Consider the following 18,571-nt stretch of genomic DNA (forward strand, 5'->3'; position numbering starts at 1 on the left):
TGGTAAACGCCTGTCTTGTTTTTATACTCACATATGTCTTGTACGCTAAGGCAATTGCAACCCCGTTTATTACAAAGGGTACTCAGAGCACAGGGTTAGATAAAACCGTAAAAGGGTGCCCGTCAGAGTCTTACTCTCGAATGGTCTTTAGGTTCATTAATGCATTAGAACGCACAACGTTAAGGTTTATTGACCGCTAATTATAAGCAGTTTTACTTGCTGGATAAAATTTGAACTGCGCCTGCTAATCCATTATGTTTAATACTTAAAAATAATGAGCAGGACGCATGACGCTTTTTACTGAGTTAAAACGACGCAACGTATTTAAGGTTGCCAGTGTCTATTTGGTCACCTGCTGGATTATCCTGCAAATTGTTTCGGTGATTTCACCCTCCTTACACCTGCCTGTTTTATTCAGCACCATTACAACAGTTATTCTGGCGATTGCTTTTCCGTTCGTGTGCATTTTTGCGTGGGCGTTTGAACTTACCCCTGAAGGGCTTAAACGCACGCATGAGGTGGATAGTAATGAGTCTATTTCTGAGCATACCGGCAGTAAAATAAACTATATATTAATCATAGCGTTGGTATTAGCTTTGGGCTTCATCGCCTACGAAAAGATTTTCCTCGCAAATACCGATGACAGTTTAGAACGATCGATCGCCGTATTGCCATTTGAGGATATGAGTCCGGATAAGTCGCAGGGCTACTTTGGTGATGGCATTGCTGAGGAAATTCTTAATTCACTGGCACGGTTAGACCAGTTAGTGGTGATTGCCCGCACCTCGTCATTTAATTTTAAAAACAGCAACACCGACATTCGTGACATAGGGCGTGCACTGAACGTTAATTACGTGCTTGAAGGCAGCGTGCGCAAAGATAAAGACAAGCTGCGAATTACCGCGCAGCTGATTGAAGTGGCAAGTGGTGCGCATATCTGGTCGCAAACCTACGACAGAACCCTCGATAGTATCTTTGCCGTTCAGGATGAACTGACCTATGCAATTACGCAGGCACTGAAACTCAACTTATTGCCAGGCGATGTATCCCATGAAGTGGGGATGACCAGTGATCCTGAAGCCTATGAATTGTTTGTTCAGGGTCGTGAATTACAGTATCAGCGTAACCCCGAAGCGCTTCAGCAAGCAGCCCGCTTATTACAACAGGCAATTGCGTTGGATGAGCAGTTTCATCTGGCCAGAGCACAATTGTACATGGTGTACAGGCTCGCGACTGATTACGGTGGTTTTACCATTACAGAGCAGGACGAAAACAAAGATAGACTGCTTTGGCCATTGTTTTCGGCACCTAATTTCCCATTGAAATTTTTGGTTCTGGCTGACTATGCAGAAAAGCAGAACAAAAAAGGTATCGCCAATCGGCTGTATGAAAAAGCCTATCAGCTCGCGCCCAGTGATCCTCTTGTTCAAAATATCTATCTGCTGAGCCTTCAGGATTACGATCGGGTTATTCGTGAACGTGAAAAAATAATAAAGACCAATCCCGAAAGCAGAATAAACTATGCCAACTTGATGAATTTATATGGTGTCACCGGACGCTATGAGGAGGCCAGGTCGCTCGCACGCAAGTATGAGCAAAAGTTTCCTGATGACGGGAGTTTATTTTTTTATCGTATCAACACTGAGTTCAGATATGCGCTAAAGCTTGAAGATACACTGCAGTACATTGAAAGCTACGCTGGTCCAAGGCCAGAAGTGGATTATATTGCTATTGTATCCGCAGGGCTTCACCTGGTAGGTGGCAATATCGATAGCGCCTTTGAGCACCTGAAACAAGCGTTGCGTTCATCGCCGGAGGCGGAGCGGGATGTGATTGATAGCCTGGTTTTGCTTGAACTGCTCAAGCAAAATCAGGCGCTAAGCCCTAAGCAGATGTCGCTCCTGGCGCGGTACGAAATAAGCGAAAAAACGAAAACGCAAGCGCGTATTGCGCTAGAACTACTACAGGGTGACTTTCGCCTTTTTGAAGAGGTTTATAAGTTAAACGCTTCTGAGGCCGCTAAGCAGTGGCAGGAAGAGGACTTCAACTACTGGAATATTCTGTTGTATGCTGCAATTAAAAAACGTCAGGGTGATCCTTCGTTTGCACAGGCATTAAAGCCGTTGATGAATATAGACCTGAGGGGGTGTCGCTACCCGGGGGCCGGTTATCCGCGGTGTATGTTAATGATGTATTTGGATGGTAGTTATTCCCAGTCGCAAATGGCTGCGATGTTCGAGAAATCGCTACACTCAATGTCTACAAGCTTCATCGGAATCGAAGCCTTTTTGCATACATCACCTGTATATTATGGTGTTCGTGATCTGCCGGAGTTTACCGATAAAGCCAACGACTTTTTGCAAAGAACATATGCACAATGGAATCCAGCACTGGTTAACCCCGCATGGTCGTCGGAGTAGATAGCTGTTAGGTGTTTAACAAAGGGCTATAAAGTCTCAAAAGCTTACTTCGGCTGACGTTTAAACATCGTCGCTTAATCTGTCTTATCTTTAAATTCACATAAGTCTTCAATAATGCACGAACCACAGCGGGGCTTGCGGGCAATGCAGGTATAACGTCCGTGTAATATCAACCAGTGATGAACATCCACTTTAAATTCCTTTGGTACCACTTTAAGCAGTTTCTCTTCTACCTTTTCCACGGTCTTTCCCATGGCAAATTTGGTGCGATTACTCACGCGGTAGATGTGGGTGTCCACGGCAATAGTGGGCCAGCCGAAGGCAGTGTTGAGCACCACGTTGGCGGTTTTACGTCCGACGCCGGGCAATGCTTCGAGTGCTTCGCGGCTTTCGGGCACTTCGCCCTGATGCTGCTCGACCAGGATCTGGCTTAAGCGATGGACATTTTTGGCCTTGGAATTGTAAAGGCCGATGGTTTTGATGTACTCCGCCAGTCCCTCTATACCCAGGTCGACAATTGCCTGAGGAGTGTTGGCGACCGGAAACAGTCTGGCCGTCGCTTTGTTCACGCCGACGTCAGTTGCCTGTGCCGATAATGTTACTGCAACCAGCAGCTCAAAAGGGCTGTCGAAGTTGAGCTCCGTAGTAGGGTGGGGGTTGGCGTCGCGTAAACGGGTCAGGATCTCACGGCGTTTTGCATTATTCATGGTGTTATCGCTCGTCTCTGCACTAGTTAATCAGGTATCGGCTGTGACCCGGGCCCGGGTGGCTTTTTCTGTCTGTTTAGGTGTACGGGCCGCCAGTTTAGCGTCGATGATATTTTTTACGGCGATCAGCAGGCCCATTCCCAGAAACGCGCCAGGTGGTAAAATTGCCAGTAAAAACGGGCTGTCAGTTTTAAATAGCGTCAGTGTCCAGCTTTCTGCAACCGGCCCGAACAACCGGTCAGCGCCGGCAAACAGGGTTCCGGCGCCCAGCACTTCACGCATGCCGCCAAGTACCACCAGCACCAGGGCAAAGCCCAGGCCCATCATTAGTCCGTCAAAGGCGGCGATACCGGGCGTATTTTTCGACGCAAAGGCTTCTGCGCGACCTATGATGGCGCAGTTGGTCACAATTAACGGAATAAAAATGCCCAGCGACAGATATAACTCGTAGGTGAACGCATTCATTAATAGCTGGATAATGGTGACAAAAGCGGCAATGATCATCACGAATACCGGGATGCGGATTTCATTGCGAACCAGGTTTCGGATAAGCGATACAGTGATATTGCTGCCGATTAAAACAAGCATGGTGGCAATGCCAAGACCCAGTCCGTTGATAAAGGTGGCGGTAACGGCCAACAGTGGACATAACCCCAGCAACTGGACCAGCGCCGGATTATTTTTCCACATTCCCTGCAGGGTAATATCTTTATAGTCGTTCATGACGCCTCACCTTTATCTGGCGCACAGAGGTTGTTAGCTTTCAGGAGCTGTGTACGCTCCTGCTCGACCAGTATCAGCGTATTTTTCACGGCGCTGACCACAGCACGGGGCGTGATCGTGGCGCCTGTGAACTGATCAAACACACCGCCATCCTTTTTAACCTGCCATTTTGACAGCTTATCCGGGTTAAATGTCATGCCACTGAAGCGATAGATCCAATCACTTACACTGGTTTCGATTTTGTCCCCCAGGCCGGGTGTTTCTTTATGCTCGATCACCCGCACGCCAAGTACATCCATTGCCATGCTAATGCCCACAACCAGCTCAATGTTGCCACTGTAGCCATCGGGTGCCGTGGTTTCAACGGCCAGTGCCACGGGTTGCTGGCCCTGGTACGCACGATAGACTCGGTGTGGTTGTGCGGAGCCAAGGCGCGGATCGGTAATTTGTGTACAATTCTGGTAGAGGAGGTTGTCGTGTAGTGCCGGTGGGATCACTTCACCGAGCACCGCCAGCAGACGCTGTTGCTGCTGGTCGCGTATTCTATCCCGTGTAGAACTGAACGTGAGACTGATCAACGCGGTGGTAACAATGGCAAACAAGGCCAGCATGACACCATTTCGGGCAATAGCAGAGAGCATCTCAGATCACCTACTTCTTACTTCTTGCGGTTGGATTTAGCGGCGTGTCCGTAGGTACGCGGCCGGGTGTAGTAGTCAATCAGGGGGACCGCCATATTCATCAGCAGCACGCCAAACGCCACGGCATCAGGATAGCCGCCAAAGGTACGGATAATGACAACCCAAAAACCAATTGCTGCACCAAATATCAGTCTGCCCCGTGACGTGGTGGAGGCAGAGACTGGGTCCGTCGCAATGAAAAAGGCACCAATCATGACGGCGCCATTGGTCAGGTGGAAAATAGGTGAAGCATAGAGATCCCCGTTTGCCAGGTGCAACATGCTGGCAAAAATAAATACCGACACCAGCAGGCTGCCGGGAATGTGCCAGCTGATCACCCGCTGCTGAATAAGCATCAGGCCGCCCAGTAAATACGCCAGGCTCACCCAGCCCCAGCCAGCACCCATTGCATCAAACAATCCGGAGTCAAATGCCGGACGGGAGAGCACCTCGGAATAGGTCATACCCTGCGTCAGACCGGTTTTTAATGTATCCAGCGGCGTTGCCGATGTCAGGCCATCGGTCAGTTGTTTTAACTGCCCGACATCATAGCCCTGCATCGTGTAGCCCGTGAAAATAACAGACAGCATATCAACGAACCCTGGCGACAGGGTGCTTAATGATTGTGGTGGAAGCCACATGGTCATGGCTGCCGGAAAAGAGATAAGCAAGACAACATAGGCGACCATGGCGGGGTTAAAAATATTAAAGCCGAGCCCACCATAAACCTGCTTCGCGACGGCAATCGCAAACAGTGTGCCGATGACTGTCATCCACCAGGGAAGAGCGGGGGGAATGCTCACCGCGATCAGCAACGCGGTGAGCAGCGCGGAGCAGTCACCCAGTGTGCGATCGACAGGGCGCTTGCGCAGATACACAATCAGTCCTTCTGCGAGGAGCGCCGTGGTACAGGCAATGACAGACTGGATAAGGACACCCCAGCCAAATATAACGGTTTGCGCGATAATACCGGGCACCATCGCATAGATAACCAGACGCATAACCTGGCCAGTATCGCGCCTGACACGCTGGTGGGGAGAGCTTGATAGCGTCAGTCTCATGGTTTATTCGTTCTCACTGTCGGTATTTCTGGCTGCTTTTTTGGCCTTTGCTTTGGCAACGGCAGCTGCAATGCGTTGCCGCTTCTCATCTTCGGCAGTATTTTCCTGTTTGGCTGCTTCATCACGAGCGCTGTGCTCGTTAGATTGACGAGGCATGTCGCGCTGCGCTTTTTTGGCCTTTGCTCTGGCAACGGCAGCGGCGATCCGCGCGTCTTTATCCGACGTCGAACTTTGGTTGTCGGCGCGCTCATCCGAGCTATCCGCTGATTCCTCCAGACTGGCTTCCCGGGCCTGTTTTTTGGCTTTGGCGCGCGCAACAGCAGCCGCGACTCGCTGTTTTTTGTCGTCTTCGTCAGCCTGTGGGCTTTCGTCACTTAACGGCGACGTCACGTCTTGCTGCTCAGGGCTATCGCGCTGGGCTTTTTTTGCCTTGGCACGGGCTATGGCTGCAGCAACTTTTTCCTGCTTGTCATCGCTACCCTCTGAAGGGGCTGCGTCTGGCTCTGATGGCAGAGACGTGTCTGACTGACGCGTTGCCTTTTTCGCCTTTGCTCGGGCGACAGCCGCGGCAACCTGAGCTTTTTTATCCTCTGGCGGCTGCGATGCTGTACCGGCGCTTTGCTGTGACTGCTTTTTGGCTTTAGCGCGCGCCAAAGCAGCAGCAACTTTATCTTTGCTGCCAGTGCTGCCTTTGTTCTCTGAAGCTGCCATACGGGCTTCTTTGGCTTTACGGTGACGCTCCTCGCGCTCACGCTTTTCCTGTTCCAGCCTGGCCTTACGGGCCTCGAACCGCAGGCGGGCTTTCTCTGCTTTGTTGCGCTCGTCACGCTCCAGCCGAATTGCTGACTTCGCCTGACGATAGTAATGCACAAGCGGAATTTCACTCGGACACACATAGGCACACGCACCGCATTCAATACAGTCGAACAGGTTGTATTCCTGTACTTTGTCGTGCTCTTTTGCTTTGGCATGCCAGAACAATTGCTGCGGTAACAAACTGGCGGGGCAGGCGTCAGCGCATTCGCTACAGCGAATACAGGGACGCTCGACATCATCGTCAGCCAGTTCACGTTTACCTGGTACCAGCAGGCAATTGGTTATCTTAACAATAGGAATATTCAGGTCGGCCAGCGCAAAGCCCATCATGGGGCCACCCATAATAACGCGCGGCGCACGTTGTTTTTCGGGCTGATATTCTGCGTGGTCAAGCAGGTGCCCCACTGGCGTGCCCAGGCGTGCCCAGACATTGCAGGGCTGTCCGGCTGCTTCACCGGTCAGTGTTACCACTCGCTCAATCAGCGGTTTTCCACTAATAATGGCATCTGCAATGGCGTACGCGGTACCTACGTTGAACATCAGTATGCCAATATCAGCGGGTAATCCGTTGCGAGGCACTTCACGGCCGGTGATAATCTGAATAAGCTGCTTTTCGCCGCCTGCCGGGTATTTGGTTTCAACGGGCACAATGCGGTAGTCGGTTTTGTCCTGACAAGCCAGTCGCAGTGCCTCTATGGCTTCTGGTTTATTGTCCTCAACCGCGATCACAATCGCTTTGGGGCCTACCAGATGCGTGAGAATATCGATGCCCTGACGGATTTGCCAGGCATACTCTCGCATTAGCCGATCATCAGCGGTAATGTAAGGCTCACACTCAATGCCGTTAATAATAAGAAATTCGACCGGCTTACTGCTGGATGTTTTGATGTGTGTCGGAAAGCCTGCGCCACCCAGGCCAGAAATACCGGCATTGCAAATAGCTTCAATCAGCTCGCTTTTTTCATAGGCGCGATAATCCGCCATTGGCGCAAGTTCAGTCCAGCTATCCTCGCCATCCGGCCGGATACTGATGCACATTTCAGTAAGGCCGCTGGGATGGGCAATGACATGGGGGGCAATAGCTACAACTTCACCCGATGAGGGGGCGTGCACGGGTACCGCGTAAGGGTTCGTGCTCTGAGTAAGCGGCTGCCCTTTTTTAACCCGGTCGCCGACGTCGACGATGCAACCGCCTTCCATGCCCACGTGCTGACGCAACGGCAGTGTGAATAAGTCAGGCAGCGCGACCCGCTGAATGCCGCTGGTGTTGGACAAGGTTTTTTTATCGTCAGGGTGTACACCACCCGGAAAATCCCACAGCTTGTGACTGTTAAGACGTTCAATAATATCTTCGTAGCTTGGAACCATCACAACTAGGAAACCATTTTAACCGGAATGTCTCCGCGTGGAGAGTCTGAAAAGTCCCACTTCCAGGAGGCTGTTGTCTGAGTCAGCGGCACCATATCAATGCAGTCAACCGGACAGGGATCCACACACAAATCACATCCGGTACATTCATCGGTGATCACGGTATGCATTTGTTTGGCGGCACCTAAAATTGCGTCAACAGGACAGGCCTGGATACATTTGGTACAGCCGATACACTCATCTTCACGGATAAAAGCGACCTTTTTTACGTCTTCTTCACCGTGGGCATCATCGAGAGGCTTGGGCTCGACACCCATAAGATCGGCCAGTTTTTTAATGGTTGCTTCACCACCAGGAGGACATTTATTTATATCTTCTCCATTAGCAATCCCTTCAGCATAAGGACGACATCCCGGATGTCCACACTGACCGCACTGCGTCTGTGGCAGGATTTCGTCAATTTGATCGACCAGCGGATCACTTTCTACTTTGAAGCGGATGCTGGCATAGCCCAGCACCAGACCGAAGATCAGTGCCAGTACGCCAATGGCGATAATAGAGAACGACAGGGCCATCAGACGCTCACCAGTCCACTGAAGCCCATAAACGCCAGCGACATCAGCCCTGCCGTGATCATCGCGATAGAGGCACCTTTAAACATGACTGGCACATCGGCTGCAGCAAGACGTTCGCGCATCGCGGCAAACAGAATGAGCACCAGAGAAAACCCCAGTGCGGCACCAAACCCATAAATTAGGCTTTCGACAAAGTTATGCTGCTCGGTAAGGTTAAGCAGAGCTACGCCCAACACAGCGCAATTGGTGGTAATTAGCGGCAGAAAAATACCCAGCAGTCGGTAGAGGGTAGGGCTGGTCTTGTGTACCACCATTTCAGTAAACTGAACGACAACCGCGATGACCAGAATAAAGGCCAGCGTTCGCAGGTATTCAATGCCAAGTGGGGCAAGCAGATACGTATCGACCAGGTAACTTGAGGCCGACGCCAGTGTTAAAACAAAGGTAGTAGCCATAGACATACCAATGGCGGTTTCCAGCTTTCCTGATACCCCCATAAACGGGCATAAGCCAAGAAACTTAACCAGAACAAAGTTGTTTACCAGCACTGTGCCAATGAGTAGAAGTAAAAATTCTGTCATGAACCCGACTTTGTAGTTGCAAAGAATCTGCGTTGGTTGCAGGTAAGCCCTGCTGCCTGATATATCCGGCGCGTATTATCGCTTTTTGTGACCAGATTAACAACTTGATCGAACTAGGTTATTTCTGGTCTGATTGCCCATTGAGCAGACCGGTTTGCGACTGGAAACTTTGATAAATTCGTGACAACACAGAATGGCGTATTTCATGATACGTCAGGATGGCTCCCCCTCCCCGATTCGAACGGGGGACCTGCGGATTAACAGTCCGTCGCTCTAACCAACTGAGCTAAGGGGGAATTGCCTGAGTTTTGTTGCATTGAAAAGTTGGCTCCCCCTCCCCGATTCGAACGGGGGACCTGCGGATTAACAGTCCGTCGCTCTAACCAACTGAGCTAAGGGGGACCTGCTTTTCAACGGAGGCGAATATTAAAGACGTACACGGGTGCTGTCAACAACCTTGTTATGTTTTTTATATCGGTTGCGCAAAAAATGTCTTTTTTGACGCTAACCGGTGAAAATTCAGCCTAAAGCGACAAAAGTCGAATAAAAAATGCACGTGTTGTGGCCAGACTACTGTCAGGACAGTTAATCTTGTTAAATGGGATGAGACTAAAAACGACTCTTCTATTTTTATTCTATTACGGCCATTTACAATAACTAAATACTCTAAATAACATTTTGACCACTGTACCTTCATACAGTTTTTCATAAATGTGTAACCTAACTGCTACCATTATATGGTTAGTCATCACTTACATAATTCTCTTGAAAACCTGTCCCGATTCACGTGTATTCTGGCTTTAAGGCAGTTATCCACTAAAACTGTGGATAACTATGTTGATAGACGAAATCCACCCCCCTGAATTTAGTGGATCGCGCATGTCTGATCAGCCCTATACCACAAAGGATCAAAATTAATTTTATTTTAAAACAAGTGGTTATAATTTAATTTAACACAATGAATAAGTTCGCGGCAGTTTTGGTTAGACAAGATTTTACTTGTGTGTTATTTCCACCTGAAGGCCTGATAAATGTCCGGATCGCGTCAAATTTGAGCGGTGAGTAACAATAAATTAACTCTCGGAGGGTTCGTCGACGGGGACTGAAATGCTTATTTCATTAGGTGACAAAGACTTAAAAGTGACACAGGAGTGTCAATTAATTGTCATATATAAGCGCAGTAAATTTTTGCCCAGAAGCAATCCCGAATTTTGACGAAAAATGACGATTCCATTCTATTAATCTGGTGAGTGAAGAAAAAGTTTTTTCTCAGTCGTAATGTAACTTCCCCAATCCTTTTACTCGTGACATGCAATGCGGCTATTTTCATGGTTTATAGGTAATTGACATAGCGTTGTATGGCTATGTGGCTTAGACTAACGCAGCCAGTCAGGCCAGAGTAAAACGTCAGTTTTGCTGGCTATGACGGGTAACCGCTTCAACCATTTATTCACGCGCGTCCATGCTGATAGCGCTGACACCCGTAATTACAGAGAGTCTGAGTGAATAGCCAAACAGCGCAAAAGAGCACATCGAATCTTACCCAGGGCAACATTGCAACCACGTTACGTCGTATGACCATCCCTATGATTCTGGGCATGGTGATGATGATGAGCTTCGGGCTTATCGATACGTTTTTTGTAAGTTTACTGGGCACTGATCAGTTAGCTGCGATCAGTTTTACCTTTCCTGTCACCTTTACGGTAATCAGCCTCAATATCGGATTAGGCATTGGTACTTCTGCGGTGATTGGTAAGTTGCAGGGGAAAGGGGAAATTACACAGGCCAGACTGTTTGGCTCTGGCTCGCTTACCCTGGCCTTTATTCTGGTGAGTGTACTCGCGGCCGTGGGCTATGTGCTCATGACACCAATCTTTACACTACTTAATGCGTCAGACAATTTGATGCCGTATATCCATGACTATATGGGGATCTGGTATTTTTCCAGCGTTTTTCTGTCTTTACCGATGGTGGGAAACAGCATTCTCAGAGCATGCGGTGATACCCGCACGCCCAGCATTATAATGGCGGCAGGCGGCGGCCTGAACGCGTTGCTGGATCCCTTGTTTATTTTTGGACTTGGTCCAGTTCCGGCAATGGGAATCCAAGGAGCGGCACTGGCAACATTGATTGCCTGGCTGATAGGCGCCAGCTATATCCTGTATCTGCTTGCTATAAAAAGAAAACTTATCCTTCCACGCTTGTTATCACTACCTGAACTAAAAGAAAGTGGCAGGGAGGTTCTGCGAATCGGCTTGCCGGCTGCCGGCGCAAATATGCTGACCCCCATCGCAGGGGGCATCATGACGGCAGTTGTTGCTAACTATGGCGCTGAAGCAGTGGCCGCGTGGGGAGTAGGTAATCGACTGGAATCAATTGCCAGTATTGTTATTCTGGCCATGTCTATGACATTGCCCCCTTTTATCAGCCAGAATTTTGGAGCAGATAAACCAAAGCGGGTAGAAGATGCTTACGCACTTACCATGAAGTTTATTCTAATCTGGCAGTTGCTGGTATACCTTATAATGCTGCTGTTATCTTCTTTTATTGCTGATGTGTTTGCCAAAGAGCAGCAGGTTGCCAGCCTGATCCAGTTATTTCTGATGATTGTGCCGCTAGGCTATGGACTGCAAGGGGTAGTGATCCTCACAAACTCTTCACTCAACGCTATGCACAATCCAATGCTGGCGTTGCTGCTAAGTATCATCCGGTTGTTTGTATTTTTCGTACCAGTCAGTGTGATTGGCAGCGTATTGTTTGATCTAAAAGGGCTGTTCTGGGGGAACGTAGTAGCTAATATCGCGACGGCCGGTGTGTCTTACTTTATCTTCAAGCGCACACTGACCAAAACCGCTTACGACGCATAGGAAATCCACTCGAAATGACTAAAGGCTTTGAACTTGTTTCTTCTTATCAGCCAGCCGGCGATCAGCCAAAGGCCATAGAGTCGCTGATTGACGGTCTGGACAGCGGACTTGCCACGCAGACATTGCTGGGAGTAACCGGCTCGGGAAAAACGTTTACGATGGCTAACGTGATAAAGGAAGTACAACGGCCAACATTGATTCTGGCACACAATAAAACCCTGGCTGCGCAGCTTTATGGGGAAATGAAAGACTTTTTTCCCAATAATGCGGTGGAGTATTTCGTCTCTTATTATGACTACTATCAGCCCGAGGCTTATGTTCCTAGTACCGATACCTTTATAGAGAAAGATGCGTCGATAAACGATCATATCGAGCAGATGCGTCTGTCAGCGACAAAGGCGTTGATGGAAAGAAGAGATGTTGTGATAGTCGCGAGTGTGTCTGCCATTTATGGCTTGGGTGATCCTGAGTCATACATGAAAATGTTGTTGCATCTGCGTCAGGGCGACACCATGGATCAGCGCGATATATTAAGACGGCTGGCTGAACTGCAGTACAAGCGTAATGATTTAGCCTTCGAACGTGGTACGTTCCGGGTCCGCGGTGATGTGATTGATATCTTTCCCGCTGATGCAGAAAAGCAGGCGGTCCGGGTTGAGTTGTTTGATGATGAAATTGATAAAATAAGCCTGTTCGATCCACTGACCGGCGCAGTGGATAAGTCTGTTGTACGCGCTACCGTTTTTCCGAAAACCCACTATGTCACGCCGCGAGAGAAGATCCTTGCTGCCATTGAAGAAATAAAGCAGGAACTCAAAGAGCGAAAGTCGCAGTTGCAGGAATCCAATAAACTCTTAGAAGATCAGCGTATTACGCAGCGCACTCAGTTTGATATTGAAATGATGATGGAGCTGGGCTATTGCAACGGCATTGAAAACTATTCGCGCTACCTGTCAGGACGCGCACCCGGTGAGCCGCCGCCGACGCTGCTTGACTACTTTCCTGCCGATGGACTGATGTTTATCGATGAGTCACATGTCACTGTGTCTCAGGTGGGCGCCATGTATAAGGGCGACCGGTCACGAAAAGAAACGCTGGTTGAGTACGGTTTCCGTTTGCCCTCGGCACTGGATAACCGTCCGCTTAAGTTTGAAGAGTTTGAGCAGTTGTGCCCGCAGACCATTTTTGTGTCTGCCACGCCGGGCGATTATGAAACCAAACGATCAGATGGCGAGGTGGTAGAACAGGTGGTACGGCCAACAGGCCTGCTGGATCCGGAAATTGAAGTCAGACCGGTGGCGACACAGGTCGATGATGTGCTCTCAGAAATAAAACTGCGGGTTGAGCGCGATGAGCGCACACTGATCACCACGCTTACTAAACGTATGGCAGAGGATTTAAGCGAATACCTGAATGAGCATGGTGTGAAAGTACGCTACCTGCACTCCGATATTGATACAGTAGAACGTATCGAAATCATTCGCGATCTGCGATTGGGTAAGTTTGATGTGTTAGTAGGTATTAACCTACTTCGTGAAGGTCTGGATATGCCAGAGGTATCGCTGGTGGCAATACTGGATGCTGACAAGGAAGGTTTTTTACGTGCGGAACGCTCGCTCATTCAGACGATCGGCCGGGCAGCACGACACGTTAGCGGCAAAGCGATTTTATACGCCGATACAATTACTAAGTCGATGCGAAAAGCCATTGATGAAACCGATCGACGCCGTGAAAAGCAGGAGGCACACAACAAGGCCCACAATATTACGCCCATGAAACTGAATAAGCCGATCACCGATATTATGGATGTCGGCGACGGGGCACACCCTGCATCCGGCAAGGTGAGACTGCGTAAGGTTGCGGAGAAGAAAAAGGAGCAACAAGCCGCCAGTGCCACAGAACTGATGGAAGAGATCACGCGGCTTGAGAAGGACATGTTTGAATACGCAAGGGAGCTGGAATTCGAAAAGGCTGCTTCGCTCAGGGATGATATTGAAGCGTTGCGAAAACAGGTCGTTGAGCTGTCCTGATCTGACTGTTTGTCAGGTCAGAACTTCGAACTTAAAGACGGGGCAGACCCGGCGAACATGATTTGGCCAGGTATTACACAAAATACCTAATAGTTGGACACCCACCGTTACAAAGTACCTAAACAACGTAGCTAAACCCAAAAAATGTAATTGTAATCGCTTCCGGTCTTGCCTATGATGCGTAATTAGTATCCAAAACTATACCTATAAGTGGTGCTATTATGCTAAATCGTTTGCAAGAGTCTGACATAAAGCTGTTGCGTGTATTCTATGCCGTTGCCAGTTGTAACGGCTTTACCGCTGCCGAGCCAGTGCTGCGGATGCAGCGACCTAATATCAGTGCAGCCATCAAAAAACTCGAAGAGCGTCTCGACCTGGTTTTGTGTCACAGAGGCCGGGGCGGGTTTCAGATGACTAAAGAAGGGGAAGTGGTTTTTCAGGAAACCAAGCGTATATTCAATGCGTTTGATAATTTCGTGTTTAACCTGAAATCTCTGCATGATGATTATTCCGGCCACATTACACTGGTTCTGATGGCAGGTTTACCACTTTCAGTGCATCTTGCGGTGAGCAAGGCTGTTAAAAGCACCATGAAAAAATTTGATGACATCCACGTGAATATTCAGACGCGGCTGTATAACGAAGTAGAACATGTAGCGTTATCCGGTGAATGTCACCTGGTATTGTCGATGTATGACATGGTGAAGCCTGAATCAGTGACGTTTCACCCTATCGGTGTGTCTTGTGAGGGACGCCTGTATTGCTCACCCATGCACCCGTTGGCCAAATACCGGGACTGCCCGCTGCCGGATGATGTCAAAATAGAAGACTACCCGGCGATAGGCATTTCTGGCCTTTCCTCAGCCAATTATATTGAAGATGACCGACGACTTGCGATTCAAACGTTCTCTGACTCCTATGACGCGGCGATGTCAGCAATAATGACGGGCGAGTATGTCGGTCTGTTACCCGACTACATGGCAAAAGAGCAGGGGGCAAGTCTGGGACTGGTTCCCATCGCCCAGGGAGCGCTGTTTAACTTTACCCATGACATGTTTGTGATGAATGGTAAAAACACACGGCTTAACCCGGTACTGCGACACTGTATTAAAGAGCTGAACTATTTTGTCGCTGAAAGTCAGAAATAATCGCGTTTGCGCCTGCCTGACGGCAGGCGATGCCGGCTATTCGTATGCGAGCGGATCCTGGCGGTTATTATCACGAAAGGCTTCCAGCCGCTCCTCGCAGGCTCCGCATTTGCCACAGGCCTTTTCGCGACCGTTGTAGCATGTCCAGGTCTGGCCGTAATCCAGTCCCATGCCAAGCCCAGCAGTCAGTATCTCGGTTTTACTTTTTGTAAGGTAAGGGGTCACTATTTCCACCGCGTCATAATTGGCAATCGCACAGACATCATTCATGCGCTCCACAAACTCAGGACGACAGTCAGGGTAGATCGCATGATCGCCGGAATGTGCGCCATAATACACCTTTGTGACACCCACACTAACGGCATAACCTACGGCCATAGACAGCAGGATCATATTGCGATTTGGTACAACGGTGGTTTGCATACTGGGTTCTTCATAATGCCCCTCCGGCACGTCAATATCGGAGGTAAGTGCTGAGCCACCCACCAGCGAATTGATGGCACTGATATCAACCACTTTGTGAGACAGACCCAGCGACTGACAGACACGTGCAGCGTAATCCAGTTCCTTTTTATGCCGTTGGCCATAGTTAAACGATAATGGGTAAGGTGTTTTACCGTCGCGAATTGCATGGTGAAGCACAGTAAAAGAGTCCATGCCGCCGGAATAGATAACAACTACATTTTCTGACATTTGTGAATTAATTTTGGGGAATTTATCCCGAATTTTATGTGATCCTTGGTAAAATCCCAATATGCAATTAGCGTGTGAAGGAAATTTGCCCGACGTGACAACACTTAAAATTAACGAAATGTTCGAAACTATCCAGGGGGAAGGCGCGCACACTGGCATTCCATCAGTATTTGTCAGACTTCAGGGGTGTCCGGTTGGCTGTCCCTGGTGTGATACCAAACACACCTGGACGCTTGATGAGGCGTTTTTAACAACAGCAGACCAGGTGTTAAATAAGTCGGAAGAAAATGAATGCTTCTTTTCAGTTGAAGATGACGAGTTGCAGACGCTGTTTGAACAACAGGGATACGTGGCTCGCCATGTGGTGCTAACGGGAGGGGAGCCGTGTATGTATGATTTGCGGCGACTCACTAAAGTGTTGCATGATGCTGGTTTCAGCACCCAGATAGAAACAAGTGGGACGTACGAGGTTTTATGCGACCCCAGAAGCTGGGTGACGGTATCTCCCAAGGTCAACATGAAAGGGGGGCTGGCAGTCCTCGACAGCGCGCTTAACCGTGCTAACGAAATCAAGCATCCGGTTGCCATGCAGCGCCATATTGATGAACTGGATGCTTTGCTGGCGCGCTGCGAATCACTGCAAGGTGTAGAGGTTTGTTTGCAGCCTATTAGTCAGCAGGACAGGGCAACCGCACTTGCAGTACAAACTTGTATTGCCCGTAACTGGCGGTTATCGTTGCAAACGCATAAGTATATTGGAATTGAGTGAATGAACGGCAAACACGGGCTGACGAAAACACAATCAGGTTCCGCCCTGAAATGGGTGGTACTTATTTTAAGTTTGTTCGTGAATGCCGTACAGGCCGCTACCTGGACACTCACTTATCCGCGTCCGCTCGACGATGACGATATGCGCTCTGAATACCCGGTGGCGCTACTGAAACTTGCTCTGGATAAAACCGGCGTCAATTACCAGTTACTTCCTTCAGATCGAATCCTCTTGCAGGGAAAGTCAATTCGTCAGTTGCGTGAGAACCGTGAAGTCAATGTAGTATGGAGTATGACTGATGTGCAGCGCGAAAAAGACTTGCTGCCAATTCGTATTCCGATTGCTAAAGGTTTGATTGGTTTACGGGTTTTTGTAATAAACCAACGCAATCAGGACGAGTTTAAAGGCATCTCAAGCAAACCGGATATCTTGAAATTGACCGCTATACAGGGAGAAGAATGGCCCGATACAAAAATACTTCAGGCCAACGGCTTCAATGTATTAACGGTTAAAGAGTATGATGAAGCGTATGCATCATTGTCACAAAACCGTGGTGACTTTTTCCCTCGCTCAGTTATCGAAGTCCTCACCGAATTAGAGGAAAAAGGCCGGGACCCGGACATCCACCTCGAGCCTGACCTGGCGCTTTATTATCCTACGGCTATGTACTTTTTCGTAAACAGAGGGAACCCCATTCTGGCCCGGCTAATCGAGACAGGCCTGAATATTGCCATTGAAGATGGCAGTTTTGATGCTTTATTTATGTCCCATCACGAAGCAACACTCAACAAACTCATGATCCCCTCACGCCGGGTATTTCGCCTTGAAAACCCCTTGCTTCCGGAAAAGACACCCACCGATAATGGTGAACTTTGGTATAAACCTCAGGGATTATTAGAATAACTCTTAGCTCAGCCCATTTTTTCAACAAGTAAGAAATGGACACCCACCTCCTGGCAGCACAAAAGCTGAGTAATGGACACCCACCCCCTAGCATCGAAAAAGCGAATACTAATCCATTAAAAGGCAGCAACGTTTATTTATGACTTGAACTTGGTAAATTAAGTTTTTAAAGGATTTTCTGAATAGAAACAAGCGTGCTGCATCATGGCGCGGGACATTGAAAAGGCCACTCACCACAGAAGCAGATAAATTGACGTATTTGCAGTATTAAGTGGCTCGAAGTATACCCAGACTACCCAGCCTCCGGTGTGCCAAAGTCAGACTCACCGAAGTGGAGAAGTGTGTCTCTATACTGCTTGCTAGCGTTGGCCAGCAAACGGTATCAAGCCCGGTGCGGGCCAGCACAGGCGTAATATCCGGTCTGATAACCCCGGGCTTGTCAGTGTGGGGGATGCGGCCGGTCATGTCGAGTAGCGTCAGGTAATCCTCAAAGTGAAAGGGCAGGGCGTGTGTCTGCTCTTCGGCCAGGCCACTGAAAGGCAGCAGACTGGCAGGCTGGCGACCGTGGCGTGCTGCACGGATGCGCCGGCAGATACTGGTGTGGGCAGAGGCCTCCGGCGTATCAGCGATACCGGCGCGTATAGGATTTAAATCGACATAGGCCATACAGGCGGCCAGTGATGCCTCGTCCATAAGCGCCTGCGATTTAAACCGGCCTTCCCAGAAACGCCCGGTGCACTCATCTTCCTCGTTGGCCCGCCGGGCAATCTGCTCATTAAGCGCTCGCATAAACCAGCTGATGTCGTACAGCCTGGCCCGGTATACCTCGGCGGTCTGGCGAACCGACTCCAGCTCAGCCGGTGAGAGAGAGGCGGCCTGTTTCGGACAACAGTATCGCTGCGTCAGGTGTGTGCCGCGAAACACCCGATGCCAGCGACTGAGTATTTCGAAGTGACTCCAGGTTTGTGTGGCAGCCTTATCTGCCTTGAGTACGACATGGGTGTGGTTACTCATCACTGAGTAGGCACACATAAGCACCGAGAAGGCCTGGACAAGGACTATCAGACGGTCTTCTACCCACTGACGGCGATGCTCATAAGACTGACCCGATAACGGATCATGGCCACACAGATAGGCCCGGCGCACACAGCGTGATACACAGTGATAGTAGGGTGTCTCATCCAGACAAATAAGCTCAGAGCGGGGCCGGGGCATGATAAATGGTCAAAG

General features: G+C 49.3%; 15 protein-coding genes and 2 tRNA genes. 6 read left to right on the forward strand and 11 right to left on the reverse strand.

All coding sequences use genetic code 11. The features are described from left to right. The first annotated feature begins 287 nt into the window (after nucleotides 1-287). Entirely contained in the window at nucleotides 288-2,420 is a 2,133-nt protein-coding gene (locus tag IE054_RS01400; RefSeq protein WP_189403299.1) for a tetratricopeptide repeat protein, read from the forward strand. Nucleotides 2,421-2,494: 74 nt separating this feature from the next. Here the strand turns inward: IE054_RS01400 and nth are convergent, their stop codons facing one another. From nth to IE054_RS01445, 9 genes are all read right to left on the reverse strand, one after another. After that, nucleotides 2,495-3,127, reverse strand: coding sequence for an endonuclease III (gene nth / locus IE054_RS01405; RefSeq protein ID WP_189403300.1), 633 nt, complete (start codon nucleotides 3,125-3,127; stop codon nucleotides 2,495-2,497). A gap of 30 nt (nucleotides 3,128-3,157) precedes the next feature. Further along, nucleotides 3,158-3,850, reverse strand: coding sequence for an electron transport complex subunit E (locus tag IE054_RS01410; RefSeq protein ID WP_189403301.1), 693 nt, complete (start codon nucleotides 3,848-3,850; stop codon nucleotides 3,158-3,160). After that, nucleotides 3,847-4,491, reverse strand: a complete 645-nt coding sequence (gene rsxG, locus IE054_RS01415) for an electron transport complex subunit RsxG (RefSeq protein ID WP_189403302.1) — start codon at nucleotides 4,489-4,491, stop codon at nucleotides 3,847-3,849. Before rsxG ends, IE054_RS01410 begins: the two co-directional genes overlap by 4 nt. A 17-nt stretch (nucleotides 4,492-4,508) precedes the next feature. Next, the gene (gene rsxD / locus IE054_RS01420; protein ID WP_189403303.1) at nucleotides 4,509-5,591 is read right to left on the reverse strand and encodes an electron transport complex subunit RsxD; all 1,083 of its coding nucleotides are present in this window, start codon (nucleotides 5,589-5,591) and stop codon (nucleotides 4,509-4,511) included. A 3-nt stretch (nucleotides 5,592-5,594) separates the two neighbouring features. Beyond that, nucleotides 5,595-7,775 (reverse strand): electron transport complex subunit RsxC, encoded by a 2,181-nt coding sequence (gene rsxC, locus IE054_RS01425; protein WP_189403772.1) that lies wholly within the window; start codon nucleotides 7,773-7,775, stop codon nucleotides 5,595-5,597. Between the two features lie 5 nt (nucleotides 7,776-7,780). Then, on the reverse strand, nucleotides 7,781-8,350 hold the full coding sequence (gene rsxB / locus IE054_RS01430; RefSeq protein ID WP_189403304.1) for an electron transport complex subunit RsxB: 570 nt from the start codon (nucleotides 8,348-8,350) through the stop codon (nucleotides 7,781-7,783). Then, nucleotides 8,350-8,931, reverse strand: coding sequence for an electron transport complex subunit RsxA (gene rsxA, locus IE054_RS01435; protein ID WP_189403305.1), 582 nt, complete (start codon nucleotides 8,929-8,931; stop codon nucleotides 8,350-8,352). The genes rsxB and rsxA overlap by 1 nt, the downstream gene beginning before the upstream one ends. Nucleotides 8,932-9,150: 219 nt before the next feature. Further along, nucleotides 9,151-9,227, reverse strand: a tRNA-Asn gene (locus tag IE054_RS01440). 29 nt (nucleotides 9,228-9,256) lie between these two features. Continuing rightward, a tRNA-Asn gene (locus IE054_RS01445) sits at nucleotides 9,257-9,333 on the reverse strand. A gap of 1,100 nt (nucleotides 9,334-10,433) precedes the next feature. Here IE054_RS01445 and IE054_RS01450 point away from each other — a divergent pair. The 3 genes from IE054_RS01450 (at nucleotide 10,434) to IE054_RS01460 (ending at nucleotide 14,976) form a co-directional block, all read left to right on the forward strand. After that, nucleotides 10,434-11,798, forward strand: coding sequence for an MATE family efflux transporter (locus IE054_RS01450; protein WP_373293794.1), 1,365 nt, complete (start codon nucleotides 10,434-10,436; stop codon nucleotides 11,796-11,798). 14 nt (nucleotides 11,799-11,812) lie between these two features. Continuing rightward, entirely contained in the window at nucleotides 11,813-13,828 is a 2,016-nt protein-coding gene (gene uvrB, locus IE054_RS01455) for an excinuclease ABC subunit UvrB (RefSeq protein WP_189403306.1), read from the forward strand. Between the two features lie 221 nt (nucleotides 13,829-14,049). Next, complete coding sequence (locus tag IE054_RS01460; RefSeq protein WP_189403307.1) at nucleotides 14,050-14,976, forward strand: LysR family transcriptional regulator; 927 nt, start codon at nucleotides 14,050-14,052, stop codon at nucleotides 14,974-14,976. Nucleotides 14,977-15,012: 36 nt separating this feature from the next. On the opposite strand, the gene queC is transcribed toward IE054_RS01460, so the two are convergent. Beyond that, nucleotides 15,013-15,669, reverse strand: a complete 657-nt coding sequence (gene queC / locus IE054_RS01465; RefSeq protein ID WP_189403308.1) for a 7-cyano-7-deazaguanine synthase QueC — start codon at nucleotides 15,667-15,669, stop codon at nucleotides 15,013-15,015. A 94-nt stretch (nucleotides 15,670-15,763) separates the two neighbouring features. Here queC and queE point away from each other — a divergent pair, with 94 nt between their 5' ends. Together queE and IE054_RS01475 are read left to right on the forward strand one after the other, a co-directional pair. Beyond that, on the forward strand, nucleotides 15,764-16,438 hold the full coding sequence (gene queE / locus IE054_RS01470) for a 7-carboxy-7-deazaguanine synthase QueE (RefSeq protein WP_189403309.1): 675 nt from the start codon (nucleotides 15,764-15,766) through the stop codon (nucleotides 16,436-16,438). Beyond that, nucleotides 16,439-17,341 (forward strand): transporter substrate-binding domain-containing protein, encoded by a 903-nt coding sequence (locus IE054_RS01475; RefSeq protein WP_189403310.1) that lies wholly within the window; start codon nucleotides 16,439-16,441, stop codon nucleotides 17,339-17,341. It abuts the gene before it with no gap. A gap of 267 nt (nucleotides 17,342-17,608) precedes the next feature. Here IE054_RS01475 and IE054_RS01480 read toward each other — a convergent pair whose 3' ends face one another. After that, nucleotides 17,609-18,556, reverse strand: a complete 948-nt coding sequence (locus IE054_RS01480; protein ID WP_189403311.1) for a transposase — start codon at nucleotides 18,554-18,556, stop codon at nucleotides 17,609-17,611. Nucleotides 18,557-18,571 lie beyond the last annotated feature (15 nt).

The organism is Alteromonas halophila, assembly GCF_014651815.1.
In the GTDB taxonomy this organism is placed as follows: domain Bacteria; phylum Pseudomonadota; class Gammaproteobacteria; order Enterobacterales; family Alteromonadaceae; genus Alteromonas; species Alteromonas halophila.